This window comes from Streptomyces sp. NPDC005808 (assembly GCF_042871385.1).
Classification (GTDB): domain Bacteria; phylum Actinomycetota; class Actinomycetes; order Streptomycetales; family Streptomycetaceae; genus Streptomyces.
Window position 1 is genome coordinate 326,839 of the sequence record NZ_JBIAIK010000008.1, and the last position, 18,601, is coordinate 345,439.

17 protein-coding genes and 1 tRNA gene are annotated in these 18,601 nt (G+C 69.9%); 10 read left to right on the forward strand and 8 right to left on the reverse strand.

What is annotated here, in order from left to right; genetic code table 11:
- Position 1: 1 nt before the first annotated feature.
- The 4 genes from ACFYPC_RS20435 to ACFYPC_RS20450 all read right to left on the reverse strand — a co-directional run bounded on the left by ACFYPC_RS20435 (position 2) and on the right by ACFYPC_RS20450 (position 3,174).
- Positions 2-1,558: a Stp1/IreP family PP2C-type Ser/Thr phosphatase gene (locus tag ACFYPC_RS20435; protein ID WP_388678104.1), complete on the reverse strand. Its 1,557-nt coding sequence runs from the start codon at positions 1,556-1,558 to the stop codon at positions 2-4.
- 98 nt (positions 1,559-1,656) lie between these two features.
- Entirely contained in the window at positions 1,657-2,175 is a 519-nt protein-coding gene (locus ACFYPC_RS20440; protein WP_384377286.1) for an FHA domain-containing protein, read from the reverse strand.
- A gap of 10 nt (positions 2,176-2,185) precedes the next feature.
- The gene (locus ACFYPC_RS20445; RefSeq protein WP_388677936.1) at positions 2,186-3,037 is read right to left on the reverse strand and encodes an FhaA domain-containing protein; all 852 of its coding nucleotides are present in this window, start codon (positions 3,035-3,037) and stop codon (positions 2,186-2,188) included.
- Positions 3,025-3,174, reverse strand: coding sequence for a hypothetical protein (locus tag ACFYPC_RS20450; RefSeq protein WP_388677939.1), 150 nt, complete (start codon positions 3,172-3,174; stop codon positions 3,025-3,027). Before ACFYPC_RS20450 ends, ACFYPC_RS20445 begins: the two co-directional genes overlap by 13 nt.
- Before the next feature lie 459 nt (positions 3,175-3,633).
- Between ACFYPC_RS20450 and ACFYPC_RS20455 the strand changes: the two genes are divergently transcribed.
- Positions 3,634-3,719, forward strand: a tRNA-Leu gene (locus tag ACFYPC_RS20455).
- A gap of 327 nt (positions 3,720-4,046) precedes the next feature.
- On the opposite strand, the gene ACFYPC_RS20460 is transcribed toward ACFYPC_RS20455, so the two are convergent.
- Entirely contained in the window at positions 4,047-4,700 is a 654-nt protein-coding gene (locus ACFYPC_RS20460; protein WP_388677942.1) for an FMN-dependent NADH-azoreductase, read from the reverse strand.
- A 178-nt stretch (positions 4,701-4,878) separates the two neighbouring features.
- On the opposite strand from ACFYPC_RS20460, the gene ACFYPC_RS20465 reads away from it, so the two are divergent.
- From ACFYPC_RS20465 to ACFYPC_RS20480, 4 genes are all read left to right on the forward strand, one after another.
- The gene (locus ACFYPC_RS20465; protein ID WP_388677945.1) at positions 4,879-5,241 is read left to right on the forward strand and encodes a winged helix-turn-helix transcriptional regulator; all 363 of its coding nucleotides are present in this window, start codon (positions 4,879-4,881) and stop codon (positions 5,239-5,241) included.
- 202 nt (positions 5,242-5,443) lie between these two features.
- The gene (locus tag ACFYPC_RS20470) at positions 5,444-6,937 is read left to right on the forward strand and encodes a DUF2252 domain-containing protein (protein ID WP_388677948.1); all 1,494 of its coding nucleotides are present in this window, start codon (positions 5,444-5,446) and stop codon (positions 6,935-6,937) included.
- A 468-nt stretch (positions 6,938-7,405) separates the two neighbouring features.
- The gene (locus tag ACFYPC_RS20475) at positions 7,406-8,326 is read left to right on the forward strand and encodes a hypothetical protein (protein ID WP_388678107.1); all 921 of its coding nucleotides are present in this window, start codon (positions 7,406-7,408) and stop codon (positions 8,324-8,326) included.
- A 98-nt stretch (positions 8,327-8,424) separates the two neighbouring features.
- Complete coding sequence (locus tag ACFYPC_RS20480; protein ID WP_388678110.1) at positions 8,425-8,754, forward strand: rhodanese-like domain-containing protein; 330 nt, start codon at positions 8,425-8,427, stop codon at positions 8,752-8,754.
- A gap of 59 nt (positions 8,755-8,813) precedes the next feature.
- On the opposite strand, the gene ACFYPC_RS20485 is transcribed toward ACFYPC_RS20480, so the two are convergent.
- Positions 8,814-9,947, reverse strand: coding sequence for an acyl-CoA dehydrogenase family protein (locus tag ACFYPC_RS20485; protein WP_388677950.1), 1,134 nt, complete (start codon positions 9,945-9,947; stop codon positions 8,814-8,816).
- Between the two features lie 1,024 nt (positions 9,948-10,971).
- On the opposite strand from ACFYPC_RS20485, the gene ACFYPC_RS20490 reads away from it, so the two are divergent.
- Genes ACFYPC_RS20490 through ACFYPC_RS20500 form a run of 3 tightly spaced genes read left to right on the forward strand, consistent with a single transcriptional unit; the run spans position 10,972 to position 13,834 of the window.
- Positions 10,972-11,790, forward strand: coding sequence for a DUF5819 family protein (locus tag ACFYPC_RS20490; RefSeq protein ID WP_388677953.1), 819 nt, complete (start codon positions 10,972-10,974; stop codon positions 11,788-11,790).
- Positions 11,787-13,013 carry an HTTM domain-containing protein gene (locus tag ACFYPC_RS20495; RefSeq protein WP_388677956.1) on the forward strand — a complete coding sequence of 409 codons (1,227 nt, stop codon included), beginning with the start codon at positions 11,787-11,789 and terminating at the stop codon, positions 13,011-13,013. The genes ACFYPC_RS20490 and ACFYPC_RS20495 overlap by 4 nt, the downstream gene beginning before the upstream one ends.
- Positions 13,010-13,834: a TrmH family RNA methyltransferase gene (locus ACFYPC_RS20500; RefSeq protein ID WP_388677959.1), complete on the forward strand. Its 825-nt coding sequence runs from the start codon at positions 13,010-13,012 to the stop codon at positions 13,832-13,834. Before ACFYPC_RS20495 ends, ACFYPC_RS20500 begins: the two co-directional genes overlap by 4 nt.
- Positions 13,835-13,909: 75 nt before the next feature.
- Here ACFYPC_RS20500 and paaN read toward each other — a convergent pair whose 3' ends face one another.
- Entirely contained in the window at positions 13,910-15,616 is a 1,707-nt protein-coding gene (paaN, locus tag ACFYPC_RS20505) for a phenylacetic acid degradation protein PaaN (protein ID WP_388677962.1), read from the reverse strand.
- A 203-nt stretch (positions 15,617-15,819) separates the two neighbouring features.
- Between paaN and ACFYPC_RS20510 the strand changes: the two genes are divergently transcribed.
- Both ACFYPC_RS20510 and ACFYPC_RS20515 read left to right on the forward strand, forming a co-directional pair.
- Entirely contained in the window at positions 15,820-17,334 is a 1,515-nt protein-coding gene (locus tag ACFYPC_RS20510; RefSeq protein WP_388677965.1) for a 3-hydroxyacyl-CoA dehydrogenase, read from the forward strand.
- Positions 17,331-17,921 carry a TetR/AcrR family transcriptional regulator gene (locus tag ACFYPC_RS20515; protein WP_388677967.1) on the forward strand — a complete coding sequence of 197 codons (591 nt, stop codon included), beginning with the start codon at positions 17,331-17,333 and terminating at the stop codon, positions 17,919-17,921. The genes ACFYPC_RS20510 and ACFYPC_RS20515 overlap by 4 nt, the downstream gene beginning before the upstream one ends.
- A gap of 19 nt (positions 17,922-17,940) precedes the next feature.
- On the opposite strand, the gene ACFYPC_RS20520 is transcribed toward ACFYPC_RS20515, so the two are convergent.
- On the reverse strand, positions 17,941-18,441 hold the full coding sequence (locus ACFYPC_RS20520) for an Lrp/AsnC family transcriptional regulator (protein WP_388677970.1): 501 nt from the start codon (positions 18,439-18,441) through the stop codon (positions 17,941-17,943).
- Positions 18,442-18,601 lie beyond the last annotated feature (160 nt).

Genomic DNA, 18,601 nt, shown 5'->3' on the forward strand with positions numbered 1-18,601 from the left:
CTTACTGCTTACCGCACAGCGAGACCAGCTTCTGCTCCTCGTCGGAGAGGCTGGGGCCGGGTGTGGGAGTGGGTGCGGTTGTGGACGTGGACGCCGAGGGGGTCGGCGTCGGCGTGGCTTTGGACGTCAGGGAGGTGGTCGTGGTTCCCGTGGTTCCGCCTGCCTCGCCCTCACCGGTCTTGGCGTTGTTGTCGGCTTCGGCGGCGCGGCGTTCGGAGTCCTTCTTGCAGGCGGAGGCCTGCACGGCGAGCTCGTCGATCTTCGACTTGGCGTCGCTCAGGCCGCCTTCGGCGATGGTCGCCTTGACCTGCTCCTGCATGTACGGCGGCAGGTACTTGAGTTCGATCTCGGGGTGGTCTTTCTCGACCTTCGAGAGTGAGACCCAGGCCAGGTCCTGGCTGATGCCCTGGTAGAGCGCCACGTGTTCGCCCTTGGCGCCGACGTAGTACTGCGTCTGCGTCCAGCGGTAGCCGCCGTAGAGGCCGCCGCCGATGATGCCGAGCGCGAGCACGATGTAGAAGGATCTCTTCAGCCACTTGCGTCCGGTGCGCGGTTTGACGAAGTCCTCGTCGGAGTAGCCGCCGAAGCCGCTGGTGTCGGCGTAGCCCGTGGTGTCGCCGCTGCCGGGCGGGCCGAACTCGCCGCCTCCGCCCTGTCCGGGCACGGGGCGGCCGAGGCTGGAGGCCCGGCCGGCCGGTGTCTGCATGGCACCGTTGTCGTGGAGTTGGTGCTGATGCTGGTTCTCGGCGACCGCGCCGACGACGACCGGGGTGTCGGAGAGCTGGGCCGCGAGGGTGTCGCCGCCGTCGATGTCGAGGACGTCGGCGATGATGACCGTGATGTTGTCCGGGCCGCCGCCGCGCAGTGCGAGCTCGATGAGCTGCTGCACGGTTTCCTGCGGGCCCTGGTAGCTGGCGAGGGTGTCTTCCATCGTCTGGTGGGAGACGACCCCGGACAGCCCGTCGGAGCAGATCAAGTAGCGGTCGCCGGCGCGGACTTCACGGATGGAGAGGTCGGGCTCGACGTGGTCGCCGCTGCCCAGCGCGCGCATGAGGAGTGACCTCTGCGGGTGGGTGGTGGCTTCTTCCTCGGTGATGCGTCCCTCGTCGACGAGGCGCTGCACCCAGGTGTGGTCCTGCGTGATCTGCGTCAGTACGCCGTCGCGCAGCAGGTACGCGCGCGAGTCGCCGACGTGTACGAGACCGAGCCGCTGGCCGGTCCACAGGAGGGCCGTGAGGGTGGTCCCCATGCCTTCCAGCTGGGGGTCCTCCTCGACCATCATCCGCAGCTGGTCGTTGGCCCGCTGCACGGCGGTGCCGAGGGAGGTGAGGATGTCGGAGCCGGGCACGTCGTCGTCGAGCGCGACGATCGTGGAGATCACCTCGGAGCTGGCGACCTCACCGGCGGCCTGGCCGCCCATCCCGTCGGCGATCGCGAGGAGGCGGGGACCGGCGTAGCCGGAGTCCTCGTTCCCCTCGCGGATCATGCCTTTGTGCGATCCGGCGGCGAAGCGCAGTGACAGACTCATGCGCACCTCGCCCGTCGGCTCCGGGTACATCCGCACGGTGCCCACCCTCCGGTCGGGAGCGCGCGGGCGTCCTTCGTCTGGACCGCCGCTGCGTGCTCGCTCCGCTCGCGCCTATTCATGATGTAGCACTACTTCCGCAACTCGATGACGGTCTTGCCGATGCGGATCGGCGCGCCCAGTGGAACCGGTGTGGGGGTCGTCAGTCGGTTCCGGTCGAGATACGTGCCGTTGGTGGATCCGAGGTCCTCGACGATCCACTGGCCGTCGCGGTCCGGGTAGATCCTGGCATGCCTGCTGGACGCGTAGTCGTCGTCCAGCACGATGGTGCTGTCGTGCGCGCGGCCCAGGGTGATGGTCTGCCCCTGCAGTGCGACTGTCGTGCCCGTGAGGGTGCCCTCCGAGACGACGAGTTTGGTGGGGGCGCCGCGACGCTGGCGGCCGCCGCTTGGTGCGGCCTGCTGGCGTTGCGGCGGTGGCGCGGCCTGGCGCGCGGCCGGCTGCTGCCTGTTGGCGTCCCGTCGCGACCCGCGCTGTGTGACACGCGTTCCGAACAGGTCGCTGCGGATGACCTGCACGGCCACGATCACGAACAGCCACAGTACGGCCAGGAAACCCAGCCGCATGACCGTGAGGGTCAGCTCTGACATTGCCCCCGCTTCACCCTTCGGCTTGCCGGTAAATGATGGTGGTGCTGCCCACGACGATCCGCGAGCCGTCGCGGAGCGTAGCGCGGGTGGTGTGCTGCCCGTCCACCACGATGCCGTTGGTGGACCCTAGATCCTGGACGGTCGAGGGCGTTCCGGTCCGGATCTCACAGTGCCTGCGCGATACGCCGGGGTCGTCGATCCGCACGTCGGCTTCGGTGCTGCGGCCCAGCACCAGCGTCGGGCGGGAGATCTGATGGCGGGTGCCGTTGACCTCGATCCAGTGCCGCGTCCGGCCGCCGGGCTGCGCGCCCGGTGCCGCGGTGGGCCGCTGGCCCATGGGCGCGTGGGCCGCGTGTGCGCCGGGCGGTGGTGCGGCGGGCATGGGCGGAGCACCCGCGGGCTGGCCGGCGGGCGGATAGCCGTAGCCGCCCGGCCCGCCCGGGGCCGCCGGGCCCGCGGGAGCACGCTCGGGGGCCTGCTGGTTGGTCGAGGAGGCGAGCGTACGGCTGCGCACCCGGTACAGACCGGTGTCGAGGTCGTCGGCCTTCTCCAGGTGGACCTTGATGGGGCCCATGAACGCGTAGCGCTGCTGCTTGGCGTAGTCGCGCACCATGCCGGCGAGCTCGTCGCCGAGCTGCCCCGAGTAGGGGCTGAGGCGGTCGAAGTCCGGCGTGCTGAGCTCGACGATGAAGTCGTTGGGTACGACGGTCCGGTCGCGGTTCCAGATCGTGGCGTTGTTGTCGCACTCGCGCTGGAGTGCTCCGGCGATCTCCACGGGCTGGACCTCGGACTTGAACACCTTGGCGAAGGTGCCGTTGACCAGGCCTTCGAGACGCTGCTCGAACTTCTTCAGGACTCCCATGGGGCACCTCCTCCTTCGTAGCCGTCCTGGTGCAGGTTGTCGCTGGTGTTGTGGTGCTCGTGCTGCCTGTCGTGCTCGTGCCGCTGGTCCTGCTCGTCGTGCGGGTCCTGCTCGTACTGCTTACTGATCGTATCCACGCGCCGGGAAATCGGGTGGTTCCCCCTGTCGGCACGGTCGACGGATGTCGACGGCTTCCGGAGTCCCTTCCCGAAGTTCCCTGTGAAGTGCCTTTTCGAACTCCCGCAGGCGCTACTCCTGCCATGGATCGTAGAGGCGGCTCGCGACCAGTGTCCCGCACCTGACTGTGCGGGCTGTCCTGCTCCTGGGTAGATGCGCAGGACCGGTACGAGGTTGATACGTGAACCGGTTCTGCTTGATACCTGTAGCCGACGCCGACCCGGGCGGGGGTGAGGTGGCCTGGGCCGGACCCCTGTTTCGGAGGCACGCCGGTGTGCTCCCCGGGGGTGCGGGCGCGGTCCGCGCGGGGGTCCGGGGGCGCCGGAAAGGGATGTGATTCCACCCTGAGCAGCGTGCTAATCTTCTCGATGTCGGCAGGCGCTCACACCACTTGGTGGGAGACGGACGACATACCAAATGCGCGAGTGGCGGAATGGCAGACGCGCTGGATTCAGGTTCCAGTGCCCGCAAGGGCGTGGGGGTTCAACTCCCCCCTCGCGCACCACACGAAGAACCGACGGAACGGGTCTTCACCAGAGACGAAAGTCCTGGTGGGGCCCGTTTCGCGTTGTGCGGCAGGCAGTCACGATACGCCCGGACGGTGACGTGGCAGGGCCCCGTCGGTGAGGTATCTCACGGTCGGGGCCCTGCTTTTTGTGCTGGTGGTTGGGTGCCGGGGCGGGGTGGCGCTTGCCTTCTTGGTCGGGCTTCCCGGAGTTCCTGCGCGAGAGCCGACCCGAGTGATCGTTCTGCGTGAGGACAATCACACGGGGCCTTGCGGGTGGCAGTGGACTTGCGGATGGGTGGGGCCGCGCTCCGGAGGGGCGAGAGGTTACGCGGCGAGGCGGTCGGCGAGTTCCTTGGCCTTGGTGGCCGCGTCGTCGAGGGCCTTCGAGCGGGAGGCCTCGAAGAGGGGGATCAGCTCGGACATCGCCGGGTTGTGCGGCGCCGCGGTGAGTTCCGGGACGATGAAGGTGAGGTCCAGGGCGAGGGTGTCGCGAAGGACGGCCTCCAGGTAGTTCTGCACGTACTCGAAAGGCTCGCGCGGAGTGCCCGGCGCGTAGGAGCCGCCGCGGCTGGCGACCACGGTGACCGGGGTGCCCGCGATCTTCGAGTCATCGGTCATGGCGGTACGGCCTATGAGGATGACGTTGTCCAGCCATGCCTTGAGGGTCGACGGGATCGCGAAGTTGTACATCGGGGCGCCGATCAGGATCGCGTCCGCCTGCTCCACTTCCTCTATGAGGGGCACGCGCTCGGCGAAGGCGGCGGCCTGCTCGGGGGTGTGCGTGTCCGGGGCCGCGAAGCCGGCGGAGTAGGCGTCGGCAGTGATGTGCGGTACGGGGTTCGCGGCGAGGTCGCGGTAGAGCACCGTGCCCTCCGGGTGCTGTTCCTCCCAGGCCTTGCGGAAGGCGTCCGTCACCGCGCGGGAGGCGGAGGCGGAGCCCGGGAACACGGACGAGTCGATGTGAAGGAGGGTGGCCATGGGGATCTCCAAGGGGACTGGGGGTGCGGTCAGCCGGCGAGCCGCGGCGCGGGCGCCGGGATCGGGAACCGATCGGGAACCCTCGATGCGGTGCGGACTTCTGTTTCGTACTCGACTATAGATAACACAGCTACTTACTTTTTTTCATCCCGTTGTGTGAGCGCAGTACTCTGAAGCCATGCCAGAACCGGGAAGCCACGAGGGCCCAGGGCCGTGCCAGAAGGTCGATGGCGGCATGACCCGGGTCTTCCAGCTGTTCGGAAAACGCTGGACGGGCCTGGTCGTGTCCGTTCTGATGCAGCGGCCTGTTCACTTCGCCGAGCTGCGCAGGGCGATCCCCGGCATCAGCGAACGGATGCTCTCGGACCGGCTCACCGAACTCGGCGCGGCGGGCCTGGTCGTGCGCGAGGTCGATGAAGGGCCCCCGCTGCGCGTCGCGTACCGGCTGACTGAGGCGGGATTCGCACTGGAACCAGCGCTCAAGGAACTCGGGGCCTGGGCGGAGCGGCATCTGCCGGAGGGCGGGCAGTGCCCGAGGTGACGCGAGCCGACGCAGCTCCTTGCCCGTTCTCGCGGACCCGTTCTCGCGGACTCGTTCTTGCGAACCCGTTTTCGCGGACTCGTTTCCGCGAGCCTGTGGAGTCGTCCACAGGCTCCGGGTTGTCCACAGGCTCCGACGGCTCTCGGTGACCGGCTGTACGGTCGGGGCAAGTTGATGGTCGTGCACGGGGGAGGCGGTCGGAATGACCGAGTTCGGTACAGAGGTTCTGGCGCAGGAAGCGGTCGCAGCGCAGAAGGCGGTCGAAGCGCGGGAAGCCGTTGAAGTGCAGGAAGCGCGGCAGGCGCAGCAGACATCCAGGGCCTTCGCCGTACGTGGATTCGCGGCGTGGCCCGTTCAGGGCTCTCCGAAGGAAGAGGGCAAGGCCCTGCGCGGGCGTGTGCCGCGCGCCGCCCACGCGGAGTTCACGCCGGACGCCGGCCGGCCCGACGCCGTGCGCGCGGTGGAGGAGTCCAACGTCGGCCGGATCCCGGGGCTCACCCCGATACGGGTCGGCAGGATGGCGGCCACGCCCTTCGCCTTCCTGCGCGGTTCCGCAGGCCTCATGGCGTACGACCTCGCGCGCACCCCCATGACCGGGATCAGCGCCCAGATATGCGGCGACGCACACGCGGCGAACTTCGGCCTCTACGGCGACGCGCGCGGCGGACTCGTCATGGACCTGAACGACTTCGACGAGACGGTGCACGGCCCCTGGGAATGGGACCTCAAGCGCCTCGCCACCTCACTCGTGCTCGCGGGCCGGGAAGCCGGGGCGGACGAGGCCACCTGCCGCAGGGCCGCGCACGACGTGGCCGGCGCCTACCGGCGCACCCTGAGACTGCTCGCGAAGCTCCCGGTGCTTGACGCGTGGAACGCCATCGCCGACGAGGAACTCGTCTCACACGCCGACGCCCACGATCTGCTCGGCACGCTGGAGCGGGTCTCCGAGAAGGCGCGGGGCAACACCAGCGGGCGGTTCGCGGCGAAGTCGACGGAGGCCGTGGAAGGCGGCGGGCGGCGCTTCGTGGACGCGTCACCGGTGCTGCGCCGCATACCCGACGCCGAGGCGGAGGTGGTCGCCGCGTCACTGGAGGAGTACCTCACGACGCTGTCGGCGGACCGACTCCCCCTCCTCGCCCGGTACACCGTGCACGATGTCGCCTTCCGTGTCGTCGGCACCGGCAGCGTGGGCACCCGGTCCTACGTCGTCCTGCTCCTGGACCACCGTGGCGAACCCCTCGTCCTTCAGGTGAAGGAGGTCCGTGCCTCGGCGCTGCTCCCCCATCTGGCAACGGCCGGCCACGCGATACCCGACGTATCGCATGAGGGGCGTCGGGTGGTCGTCGGCCAGAAGCGCATGCAGGTCGTGAGCGACATCCTGCTCGGTTGGACCTCGGTCGACGGACTCCCCTTCCAGGTACGCCAGTTCCGCAACCGCAAGGGCAGCGTCGACCCCGCCGCCCTGGCCGCCGACCAGATCGACGACTACGCCCGCATGACCGGCGCCCTCCTCGCCCGCGCCCACGCCCACAGCGCCGACCCGCGCCTCATCGCCGGGTACTGCGGCAAGAGCGAGGAGCTGGACGAAGCCATCGCTTCGTTCGCCGTGACGTACGCCGACCGTACGGAGGCGGATCACGCGGAGCTGGTGGCGGCGGTGCGGGAAGGGCGGATCGAGGCTGAGTTGGGGGTTTGAGGGATGGGGGCGGTCGTCATGTCGGCCGGGGATGCCAGGTGTCCATTGAGGGTCCCCAGCTAGTAGACCCAAGACCCAGTAGCCCCAAGCAGTAGCCCTAGCCACTAGTCCCAAGTAGTAGCCCCAACCGGTAGCCCTAGCTGTTAGTCCCAATCAGTAGTCCCAGCCAGTAGTCCCAGCCAGTAGTCAGCAGGAGTCCCAGACAGTAGTCCCGAGTAGCCTCGCCCCGCCGTGGCCTACGCTGGTCGGGTGACGACGCCGGAAGCCGAGCAGAGCCAGTCCGAGCCCATCGACGAAGGGGCCCGGAAGCTGTCCGGTGTCCTGGGGAGCGAGGCGATCGGGTCCGCCGCGGCGGATTCCTTCGAGGACGAGTCCGCGGGCGGGACGTCCTCGCGGACGGAGTCCGAAGGTAAGCCGTCCCAGCAGGCCGGCACCGCGGGTGAGCCCTCTTCACCGACGGAGCCGCCCGTGAAGGAGAAGCTCCGGCGGGCCGGTGATGAAGGTGAGGAGCCCTCGTCGGCGGAGGCCGCGCAGGAGACGCCGCAGCAGGGCGGCACCGAGAGCGGGACGTCGGCGCAGGCAGGGGGCGATGGGTCGGCGCGGCCCGAGGAGCGGTTGGAGCGGGCTGTTCGGGTGGCTGAGCAGGCGTTGATCGAGTTCGAGATCGCGGTGGAGACCTTCCGGGTCGAGGTCGACAACTTCTCGCGGCTGCATCACCAGAAGCTCGGGCCGATGTACTCCCGGCTCGACGAACTGGACGCGCAGATCGCCGAGGCGCGGGCCGCGCGCAGCGGTGACCCGGAGGATGTCCGCAAGGCGGACGAGGCGCGGGCGCGGGTCATGCCGATGCCGGGCGTCGAGGAGCTGTTCCACGGCTGGATGGACGCCGAGGGGCTGTTCCCGGAGGCCGTCGCGATGCTGACGGACCAGCCCGTGCGGCCTCCGCAGCGGGTGCGCCCCAGTGACGAGGCCCGCAGGCTCTACCGGGATCTGGTCCGCAAGGCCCATCCCGACCTGGCGCAGGATGATGACGAGCGCAAGCGGCGTGACGAGTTCATCACTCGGGTCAACGCCGCCTACGCCCGGGGTGACGAGGCGCAGCTCAGCGAGCTTTCCGTGGAGTGGGCCGCGGGGCCGGTGCCCGAGGAGTGGAGGCCGAGCCGCAGCGAGGAGCTGTACGCCCGGCTCGAGTGGCTCTCCCAGCGCAAGGAGATGCTCGCGTTCGTCGCAGGTGAGCTGGAGGAGAGTGCCATCGGCGCGATGCTCAAGCTGGCTCCCGAGGATCCGGACCGGCTCCTGGAGGAGATCGCCGAGCAGTTGCTGGCGCAGGTCGCTCAGCGTGAGACGGAGCTGGCCGAGCTGGCCGGCCAGGCTCCCGAAGCCGGCTGACCGGTCCGGGCCCGCGGGGCTGATGGTCGGGATTCCGGAAGGGGATCAGGCTGTCGGTGGGGTCGGGTAGCGTCGGAGGCATGAGTTTCGGAGCTGGTGTGCCCACGGTCGAGGTCGGCGATATCACGGACGGGGACTTCCTCCTGGACGTCCGCGAGGACGACGAGTGGGAGGCAGGCCACGCCGATCAGGCTCTGCACATCCCCATGAGTGAATTCGTGGCGCGTTTCGGTGAGTTGACCGAGGCGGCGCCGCAGGATGGCAAGGTCCACGTGATCTGCCGCTCCGGGGGCCGTTCGGCGCAGGTCACCACGTATCTGGCCCAGCAGGGAATCGACGCGGTGAATGTCGACGGCGGCATGCAGGCCTGGGCGGCCACCGGTCGCCCGGTCGTGGACGACAAAGGACAGCCGGGCTTCGTGGCGTAGATCACTGGCGCCGGGGGAGTCGCTGGGCGGCGCCTCCCCCTGGCGGCCGAGCCGGGCGTTCAGCCCAGCGGGTGGGCCGCGAGCAGATCCCCGAGTGCCTCCTCGTACGCTGCCGCCGGGCCGAGCGACAGTTCCAGCTGCTTGGCCCAGGCGTGGTACCGGTGCAGCGGGTAGTCGGTGTCGGCGCCGACACCGCCGTGCAGGTGCTGCGCGGTCTGCACGACCCGCCGTACCCCTTCGGATGCCCAGATCTTGGCGACGGCCACGTCCCCGGACGCCGGAAGTGCACCGCCCGCGCCCGTACTGATCCGCCATGCGGCCTGCCAGAGCGTCACCTCCATCGCGCGCAGGTCGATGTAGCGGTCGGCGGCCTGCACGGCGACCGCCTGGAAGGTGGCGATGGGGAAGCCGAACTGCTCCCGCTTGCTGGTGTATTCGCTCGTCATCCCGAGCACGCCTTCCCCGAGTCCGAGCGCGAGCGCACACGTCCCGGTGGCCAGCAGTTCGCGCAGCCACTCCCACGCTCCGTCCGCCTCGATGACATCCCGGGCGTCGATCCGTACGGACTCCAGACGCAGTTCACCGAGCCGCTCGCCACTGGTGGAGATCTGTTCGGCGAGTACGGCTCCTTCGTGGACGCGGGGTACGAGGGCGAGGACGGTCCGGTCGGCAGCGGTGTGTGCGGGTACGAGCGTGAAGTCGGCGTTCTGCGCCCAGGGAATGGCGGTCTGTGTGCCGTCCAGTAGCCAGGCGTCGCCGTCCCGCCTTGCGGTCACGGCGAGTTCGGCGGGGTCGTGGCCGCTGCGGCCGTTCGCGGCGACGGTCAGCACCAGCTCGCCCCGGCCGGCCCGGGTGAGCAGCCGCGCCTTCAACTCCTCGCCGCCGTATCGCTGCACGGCCACCGCTGCCGCGCTGCTCTCGAGCAATGGCACCCGCGCGAGCACCCTCGCCGACTCCCGCAGGACCAGGCACAGCGCGACGGCGTCGAGGCCCGCCCCGCCGTATTCCGCGTCGAGAAGCAGGCTCAACAGGTCCGCCTCGGCGAGCTTTGTCCACAGGGTCCGGTCCAGGTCCTCGGCCACGGCGCCCGGGGTGAGCGCGGGGCTGGGCACTCCGTCCGGCGCGACTCCTGCGAACACGGCCTTCGCTGCCTCGACCGCCGCCTGGTGTTCCTCGGTGAAGGTGAAGTCCACGGTCCCGTCCTCCCATGCACCGGTCGGCCGATCAGGCGGGCGCCTGATCTGACGGAGCGTCAAGATAGAACAGGTTCTATGAGAAGGGAACGGTCGGCCGTGATCTGCCTCAACCGCGGCCTACCGGTCCAGATCCACTTTCGCCACTGGTCCAGATACTTTCGCCACAGGCCCGGGGCCCGACTCGCCCTCGACGAGCTCGTCACGCCGGTGCCGGGGGTCTCTGCCGCTGCTCGCACGGACCGCCGAGGGCGAACAGGTCGGTGCCGCCGCTGCCTTCGGCCTGGACGCCCCATCCTGGAGCCCGCCGGCGCCTCCGGCGCTGTACGGGTGCAGGCCGTGCCCGGTCCCGTACTGCACCTTCGCCATCGGGATCGCCGTGCGGCGCGGGGACGGTGCGCGTCGACGACCCTTTCCTCGCGTCATACCGACCGGTCGGTAAGCAAGCTCGATTCAATGGTGGGACGGGTCGCCGTAAGGTGTCAACCGCTGTGGATAACCTCGTGGCCATCGATGTGGCCAGTGTGGTCACTGTGGCTACCGGGGCTGTGCCGGGCGATCAGGTCTGAGTACCGTTCCCGTGCGAACGCCGCAACGTGGGGCTCGCCGGCGGTGCGACACAGGCCGCGCGGCCTGGCGGCGGGGAGAGTACAACCGGATTGGGGATAGGGGCGGAATGGACGCGTACGACGAGGGCTCGAACGGCCGACATGGTCCGGACGCGCCCGACGGGCCCGCGCCTGGCAGGTCCCACGACCGCAGCGCACCGGACAACTCCCGCGCACCGGACAGCTCCCGCGCACTCGACGGCTCCCGCGCACTCGACGGCTCCCGCGCACCTGACGGCTCCGGCACGTCCGAGAACCCAAACGCACCCCACGGGTCGGACGCGCCCGATGCGTCAGGCACCACCCACGCGCCGGACGCACCCGATGCGTCAGGCACCACCCTCCACGCGTCAGACGCCCCCGACGCATGCACTTCGAACCCCTCTGACGTGCCAAACGCTTCCGCGGACCGGAAAGTGCCCGCCGACGTCCGGAAAGTGCCCGCCGATGTCGCCGATCATCAGCCGCCCGTCCACCAGAATCCGGCAGGCCACGAGCCGCCCCCCACACCCGTCCGCCTCCCCGCACCCGTCCGCCTCCCCACCCCGGAAGCCGCCCCGCCCGTCCCCGCTCCCACCGGGATAGCCGCCCTCTCCCTCGGCTACCAGATCGCCGCCGCCTTCGCCCTCGCGATCGTCGCGCTCGCCGCCTGTGTGCACCTGGGGATGGTGTTCCTGCATCTCGCGCCCTCCAACACCGTCACCAAGCAGCACGGTCGGGCGATCGAGGAGTGGATCTACCCGGAGTTCGAACAGAACTGGAAGCTGTTCGCGCCCAACCCCTTGCAGCAGAACATCGCCGTCCAGGTCCGTGCCCAGGTCCGTACACCGGACGGCAGCAGCAGCGAGACCGGCTGGTACGACCTGTCAGCGCTCGACGGCGCGGCCATCGACGGGAACCTGCTGCCGAGCCACACCCAGCAGAACGAACTGCGTCGGTCCTGGGACTTCTACGTCAACAGCCACGACGGCGAGAACCGCCCCACGGGCCTGCGCGGTGACCTCTCGGAACGCTATCTGCGCCGGATCGTCGTGCTGCGCCTGGACCGCCTGGACGCAGGGGGCAAGGACGCGGTCGTCGAAAGCGTCCAGGTCCGTTCCCTCACGACCAGCGTGACGCCCCCCAAATGGAGCGAGGAGCAGGTGGTCGACGAACCCGTCGTCCGCGAACTGCCCTGGTGGTCCGTACCCGAGGTCGACCGGCAGCAGGAGACGGCGGAGGCGAGCGCACGATGAATCCCTTGGCCATCTCGCTCGCGCGTGGCATCACCCGGGTCACCGAGGCGGCCCTCGGCCCCTACCAGACCGCGGTGATCCGTATCGGGTTCTCCGCGACCTGGCTGCTGTTCCTGCTGCGTGAGTTTCCGCACCGTCAGGAGATGTATGGTCCCGACGCGCCGTGGAGCTGGGACATGGCCCAGCAGCTCATCGCGACCAACCACGCCTTCACGATCCTGATGTGGTCCGACAGCCAGGTCTGGTTCGAGATCGTCTACGCCCTCGCGATCCTGTCGAGCGTGTTGCTTCTGCTGGGCTGGCGGACCCGCGCGGCGTCCGTCCTGTTCATGGTGGGTGTGCTCTCCCTGCAGAACCGCAGCGTGTTCATGGGGGACGGTGGCGACAACGTCATCCACCTGATGGCGATCTACCTGGTGTTCACGCGCTGCGGCCAGGTGTGGTCGCTGGACGCGCGGCGGGCGCGGCTCGGGTGGGAGGCACGCGCGCGTGGAGAGCGGGTAGGGCCCGACCGGGTCGGCCCCGTCCTGTGGGGAGTGCTCGGCCTCGCGCTGGCGGCGCCGACGCTCGCGGGACGGCTCAGCGCCGGCTGGCTGACGCTCTTCTGGGGGCTGTGGGCGGCGCAGGCCCTGTGGTGGGTCGTCGCCGAGCGCGCGCGCAGCAACGAGCCCCGGGTCCTGCTGGACATCGTCGCCAACCTCGTCCACAACGCCGCCTTGTTCGTGATCATGGCCGAGGCCTGTCTGATCTACGCGACCGCCGGCTGGTACAAGATCCAGGGTTCGCGCTGGCAGGACGGCACCGCGGTCTACTACCCGCTCCACCTGGACTACTTCTCGCCCTGGCCGGCCCTGTCCGACCTGATGTCGAGTTACGGCACGATGGTGATGCTGGTGACGTACGGGACGGTCATCGTCCAGGTCGCCTTCCCCTTCACCCTGTTCAACCGGCGGGTCAAGAACATCCTGCTCGTGGTCATGATCACCGAGCACGCGGTGATCGCCGTGGTGCTCGGACTGCCGTTCTTCTCGCTCGCGATGATCGCCGCCGATGCGGTGTTCCTGCCGACGTCGTTCCTGCGCCGCCTGGGCGGATGGGTCACGCGCGCGCGTGGAGGGCTGTTTTCGGGCGGCGGCGGCGGTCGTACGCTGCCGGGTCCGCGCGAACAGCCGCCGAGCGCCCCGGATCCGGCCGAGCCCACGCACGTAGGCTTCAGGGCATGAACGACCCCGACAGCGGGCTCGGAGCGGACGGCGCAAGGGACCCCCAGGACGCCGTGCGCGCCTGGCACCGGCTCGCCGACAGTTCCGTCCTGCTCGACGGCTTTCACGCCCTCAAGCACGCGGTGCGCTTCCAGGCCCGTATCCCGGTCGCCGTCACAGCCGACCGGGAGGCGGCGCTCGCGCTGGCCGACGACCTGGCCTCCGACGTACGGGTGGCCCTCGACGGGCTGTTGGTGGAGGTCGCGGAGGCGACGCTGAAGGCTCTGGTGCCGCGTCCGCACCCCACTTCGGTGGCCGCTCTGGCCCTACGTCCGTCCCGGGCGGCCAATCTGGAGTCGCTGGCCCGGATGCCCCGCCGCACGCCCGTCGTGGTCCTGGACAATCCCCGCAACCTGGGCAATGCGGGAGCCGTGATCCGGCTCGCGGCCGGCTTCGGCGCGACCGGGGTGGTCACGACAGGTTCGCTCGACCCCTGGCACCCCACTGTCGTACGCGGCGGGGCAGGCCTGCACTTCGCGACCGCGGTGGAGCGGCTGACGGTGGACGAGCTGCCGCCGGGCCCGGTGTTCGCCCTCGACCCGGAGGGCGAGGACATCCGGGGGCTCAAGCTCCCCGACGACGCCGTCCTCGCCTTCGGCTCCGAGCGCAGCGGCCTGTCCGCGGAACTCCGCGCCCGCACCGACCACTTGGTGTCCCTGCCGATGCGCCCCCAGGTCTCCAGTTACAACCTCGCGACCAGTGTGGCGATGACGCTGTTCCACTGGAGTGCGACCGGGAACGCGACTTTCCCCCGGAGCGCGGCCGCAACCCCCCTGCGGTAGCGGCTCGCGTCGCGGTAGGAGCGGTAGGAGCAATAGGGTCAGTGGGGTCAGGACGACGGAAGTGGTGGGACAGCCCTACGCGTCCCGGCGTACCTCCACCACGCGGAAGCGGTTGGCGACGAACGCCCCGTCGGACAGGGCTGCGTTGGCCGCCGGGTTGCCGCCCGAGCCGTGGAAGTCGGAGAACGCGGCCGTCTGGTTGACGTACACCCCGCCCGTGAGGTTCAGGGAGAGCTGGGCGCATTCCTCCAGGCAGACCTCCCGCACGGCCTCCTCGAAGTCCTCCGAGTTCGTGTACGCGCCGACCGTCATCGCGCCCTTCTCGCGGATCGTGCGGCGCAGCAGCTCCACCGCGTCCGTGGCCGAGTCGACCGCGACGGCGAAGGAGACGGGGCCGAAGCACTCGTCCAGGTAGGCGGCCTCGTCGTCCGCCCCCTCCCAGTATTTCCGCGCGCCGTCGAGCTTCACGATCACCGGTGTACGCACGACCGCGCCGGGGAACTCCGGGTTGCTGATCTCCCGTGAGGGGAGCGCGACTTCGCCGAGGCCCGAAGCGGCTTCCAGACGGGCCTTCACGTCGGGGTTCACGATGGCTCCGAGGAGCGCGTTGGCGCGGGCGTCGTCGCCCAGGAGCCGGTCGACCGACTTCGCGAGGTCGGCGGCCACCTCGTCGAAGGACTTGGGGCCCTCGTCCGTGGTGATGCCGGCGCGTGGGATCAGCAGGTTCTGCGGGGTGGTGCACATCTGGCCGCTGTACAGGGACAGGGAGAAGGCCAGGTTGGACAGCATGCCCTTGTAGTTGTCGGTCGACTCCACGATCACCGTGTTGACGCCGGCTTTCTCCGTGTAGACCTGCGCCTGGCGGGCGTTGGTCTCCAGCCAGTCGCCGAACGCGGTGGACCCGGTGTAGTCGATGATCCGGATCTCGGGCCGCAGGGCGAGGGTCTTGGCGATGCCCTCACCGGGGCGCTCCGCGGCCAGCGCCACCAGGTTCGGGTCGAAGCCGGTCTCGGCGAGCACCTCGCGGGCCACCTGGACGGTGAGCGCGAGCGGCAGCACCGCGCGCGGGTGGGGCTTCACGAGCACGGCGTTGCCGGTGGCGAGGGAGGCGAACAGGCCCGGATAGCCGTTCCACGTCGGGAAGGTGTTGCAGCCGATCAGGAGGGCCGTGCCGCGCGGCACGGGCGTGAACTGCTTGGTCAGGGTGAGCGGGTCCCGCTTGCCCTGGGGCTTGACCCACTCCGCGCTGTCCGGCGTGCGGACCTGCTCCGCGTACGCGTACGCCACTGCCTCCAGGCCGCGGTCCTGTGCGTGCGGGCCGCCTGCCTGGAAGGCCATCATGAAGGCCTGGCCGCTGGTGTGCATGACCGCGTGCGCGAACTCGTGGGTGCGGTCGCTGATCCGCTTGAGGATCTCCAGACAGACCGCGGCACGCGCCTGAGCGCCCGCGTCGCGCCAGGCGCGCTGCCCCGCGCGCATGGCGGGCAGCAGCACGTCGACGTCCGCGTGCGGGTAGGTGACACCCAGCTCGATGCCGTACGGGGAGACCTCGCCGCCCACCCAGTCGTCGGTGCCGGGCTGGCCGAGGTCCAGGCGGGTGCCCAGGAGGGCGTCGAAGGCGGCCTTGCCCTCCGCCATGCCCAGGCTGCCGCTCTCGCCGTACGCCTTGGGGTGTTCGGGGTGGGGGGACCAGTACGCGCGCGTGCGGATCGCTTCCAGCGCCTGGTCGAGGGTGGGCCGGTGCTGGGTGATCAGCTGGTGCGCGGTGAGTTCGGCGGCCATCGGGGGACCAACTCCTCCTCGAAGCAGCTCTTCGTCGAGCTGGTGATCTGGGCAGGATTACGGAAAAGGTGCGGCGCCCGGCGCCTCTGTCAGGGTGGTGGTGGGCGATGGGCGGGTACTCACAGCTAGAGTAACCGAACGATCGGTCGGGACAAGGGGATCCGCCGCATCTGTGGAAAACCCTGTGCGGGAGGATCGCGAGCATGACAGCACTCGACCTCAGCGGCCCTGTGGCCGTCGTCGGCACCGGCACCATGGGCCAGGGCATCGCCCAGGTCGCGCTGGTCGCGGGCCACCTCGTGCGGCTCCACGACGCCGTGCCGGGGCGTGCCGAAGCCGCGGCCGGGGCGATCGGCGCGCGCCTGGACCGGCTGGTCGAGAAGGACCGGCTCAGCGGCGCCGACCGGGATGCCGCACGCGACCGGCTGCGAGCGGTGCAGGACCTCTCCGACCTCGCGGACTGTGTGCTGGTCATCGAGGCGGTCGCCGAACAACTCGAGGCGAAGCAGCGGCTGTTCCGCGAGCTGGAGGACATCGTCGACGCCGACTGCCTGCTCGCCACCAACACCTCGTCCCTGTCCGTCACGGCCATCGCCGGCGCCCTGCGCAACCCTGGCCGGCTCGTGGGGCTGCACTTCTTCAACCCGGCGCCGCTGCTGCCCCTCGTGGAGGTCGTCTCCGGGTACGCGAGCGACTTCTCGTCGGCCACGCGCGCGTACGAGACGGCACGCGCCTGGGGGAAGACCCCGGTCGCCTGCGCCGACACCCCCGGGTTCATCGTCAACCGCATCGCGCGGCCCTTCTACGCCGAGGCCTTCGCGGTGTACGAGTCGCAGGCCGCCGACCCGGCCACCATCGACGCCGTGCTGCGCGAATCCGGCGGCTTCCGGATGGGCGCCTTCGAACTGACCGACCTCATCGGCCAGGACGTCAACGAGTCCGTCACCCACTCCGTGTGGCAGGCCTTCTTCCAGGACGTGCGGTTCACGCCCTCGCTAGCCCAGCGCCGGCTCGTGGAGTCGGGCATGCACGGCCGCAAGACGGGGCACGGCTGGTACGACTACGGGGAAGGCGCCGAGCGGCCCGAGCCGCACACCGCGGAGAGGGCCCAGCCGCCCGCGTACGTCGCCGTGGAGGGCGACCTGGGCCCGGCGGCCGAGCTCCTCCCGCTGATCCGCGAGGCGGGCATCCAGGTCCGCGAGGACGAGGAGGACCACGGCACGCGGCTGATGCTGCCCAGTGGCGGTCAGCTGGTCCTCGCCGACGGCCAGACCTCGGTCGAGTTCCGTGACGTCGTCTACTTCGACCTGGCGCTCGACTACCGCAAGGCGACCCGCATCGCCGTCTCGGCCTGCCAGGACACCGCCCCCCAGACCCTCGCGGAGGCCATCGGCCTCTTCCAGGCGCTGGGCAAGGACGTCAGTGTCATCGGGGATGCCCCGGGCATGATCGTCGCCCGGACCGTGGCCCGGATCGTCGACCTCGCCCACGACGCCGTCGCCAAGGGAGTGGCGACCGAGGAGGACATCGACACCGCGATGCGGCTCGGCGTGAACTACCCCCTCGGTCCCTTCGAATGGAGCCGCCGGCTCGGCAGGACCTGGGCGCACGACCTCCTGGAGGAGCTGCATCTGCGCGAACCCTCCGGCCGGTACGCACCCTCACTCGCGCTGTACCGTCACGGACACACCGCCGAGAAGCGGGAGGGCACCTCATGACCACCGCCAAGCGGGACACCTACACCCCGGAGACCCTGCTCTCCGTCGCCGTCCAGGTGTTCATCGAGCGCGGCTACGACGGCACCTCCATGGAGCACCTCTCCAGGGCGGCGGGCATCTCCAAGTCGTCGATATACCACCACGTCGCCGGCAAGGAGGAACTGCTGCGCAGGGCCGTCAGCCGGGCCCTCGACGGCCTCTTCGGGATCCTCGACGAGGAGCACGCGCGCGTGGGGCGTGCCGTGGAGCGCCTGGAGTACGTGGTGCGCCGCATGGTCGAGGTGCTCACCTCCGAGCTGCCGTACGTGACGCTGCTCCTGCGAGTGCGCGGCAACACGGACACCGAGCGGTGGGCCCTGGAGCGGCGCCGCGACTTCGACCACCAGGTGGCCGAGCTGCTGAAGGCGGCGGCCGCGGACGGGGACGTGCGCGGCGACGTGGAGGTCCGGCTCGCGACCCGGCTGGTCTTCGGGATGATCAACTCGATCGTGGAGTGGTACCGGCCCGACGGGCGGGGCATGAACGAGCGGGAAGTGGCCGACGCCGTGGCCCAGCTGGTCTTCGGCGGGCTCCGCAGCGAGTCCTGAGGCCTCGTCGCCGGGACGTTCAGGACTGCGGCTCCAGGTCTTCCTCCTCGAACACCAGCAGTGTCCGGGTGCTGAGGACCTCCGGGATGGCCTGGAGGCGGGTGAGCACCAGTTCCCTTAGCGTCTTGTTGTCCGGGGTGTGCACCAGAAGAAGCACGTCGAAATCGCCGCCCACCAGGGCGATGTGGGAGGCCCCCGGGAGCACCCTCAACTGCTCGCGGACCGTGCGCCAGGAGTTCTGCACGATCTTCAGGGTGATGTACGCCGAGGTGCCCTGCCCGGCGCGTTCGTGGTCCACGCGCGCCCCGAAGCCGCGGATCACGCCGTCCTCGATGAGGCGGTTGATACGCGCGTAGGCATTGGCCCGCGACACATGGACGCGTTCGGCCACGGACCTTATCGAGGCGCGGCCGTCCGCCTGGAGCATCTGGAGGATGTCCTGATCTATGGCGTCGAGCGGGCGGGCGGGGGGGAGCGCGGGGCCGGCCTCCGGTGGCTCGGCCATTTGTTCAGGTGCCATGTCCCCCCGCCTCTCTACCATGGACGTACTGCGTCCATCTCAGGCTGTGCAGAACCGTTTGTCCACAGCTTGCGGGGGTCTGTAGCCAAAATGTGCCGACGACCGAACAATCGGTAGGTGAGGCGCATCACAACCGTGACGCGTCCGGAGCCGTCTCCCA

What these genes read in the sequence shown, in the direction of transcription:
- ACFYPC_RS20520 (WP_388677970.1), bottom strand. Translation starts at nt 18,441, where the DNA reads ATGGCACCTGAACAAATGGCCGAGCCACCGGAGGCCGGCCCCGCGCTC.
- ACFYPC_RS20440 (WP_384377286.1), bottom strand. Translation starts at nt 2,175, where the DNA reads ATGTCAGAGCTGACCCTCACGGTCATGCGGCTGGGTTTCCTGGCCGTA.
- ACFYPC_RS20435 (WP_388678104.1), bottom strand. Translation starts at nt 1,558, where the DNA reads ATGTACCCGGAGCCGACGGGCGAGGTGCGCATGAGTCTGTCACTGCGC.
- ACFYPC_RS20465 (WP_388677945.1), top strand. Translation starts at nt 4,879, where the DNA reads ATGCCAGAACCGGGAAGCCACGAGGGCCCAGGGCCGTGCCAGAAGGTC.
- ACFYPC_RS20495 (WP_388677956.1), top strand. Translation starts at nt 11,787, where the DNA reads ATGAATCCCTTGGCCATCTCGCTCGCGCGTGGCATCACCCGGGTCACC.
- ACFYPC_RS20470 (WP_388677948.1), top strand. Translation starts at nt 5,444, where the DNA reads ATGACCGAGTTCGGTACAGAGGTTCTGGCGCAGGAAGCGGTCGCAGCG.
- ACFYPC_RS20460 (WP_388677942.1), bottom strand. Translation starts at nt 4,700, where the DNA reads ATGGCCACCCTCCTTCACATCGACTCGTCCGTGTTCCCGGGCTCCGCC.
- ACFYPC_RS20515 (WP_388677967.1), top strand. Translation starts at nt 17,331, where the DNA reads ATGACCACCGCCAAGCGGGACACCTACACCCCGGAGACCCTGCTCTCC.
- paaN (WP_388677962.1), bottom strand. Translation starts at nt 15,616, where the DNA reads ATGGCCGCCGAACTCACCGCGCACCAGCTGATCACCCAGCACCGGCCC.
- ACFYPC_RS20445 (WP_388677936.1), bottom strand. Translation starts at nt 3,037, where the DNA reads ATGGGAGTCCTGAAGAAGTTCGAGCAGCGTCTCGAAGGCCTGGTCAAC.
- ACFYPC_RS20500 (WP_388677959.1), top strand. Translation starts at nt 13,010, where the DNA reads ATGAACGACCCCGACAGCGGGCTCGGAGCGGACGGCGCAAGGGACCCC.
- ACFYPC_RS20510 (WP_388677965.1), top strand. Translation starts at nt 15,820, where the DNA reads ATGACAGCACTCGACCTCAGCGGCCCTGTGGCCGTCGTCGGCACCGGC.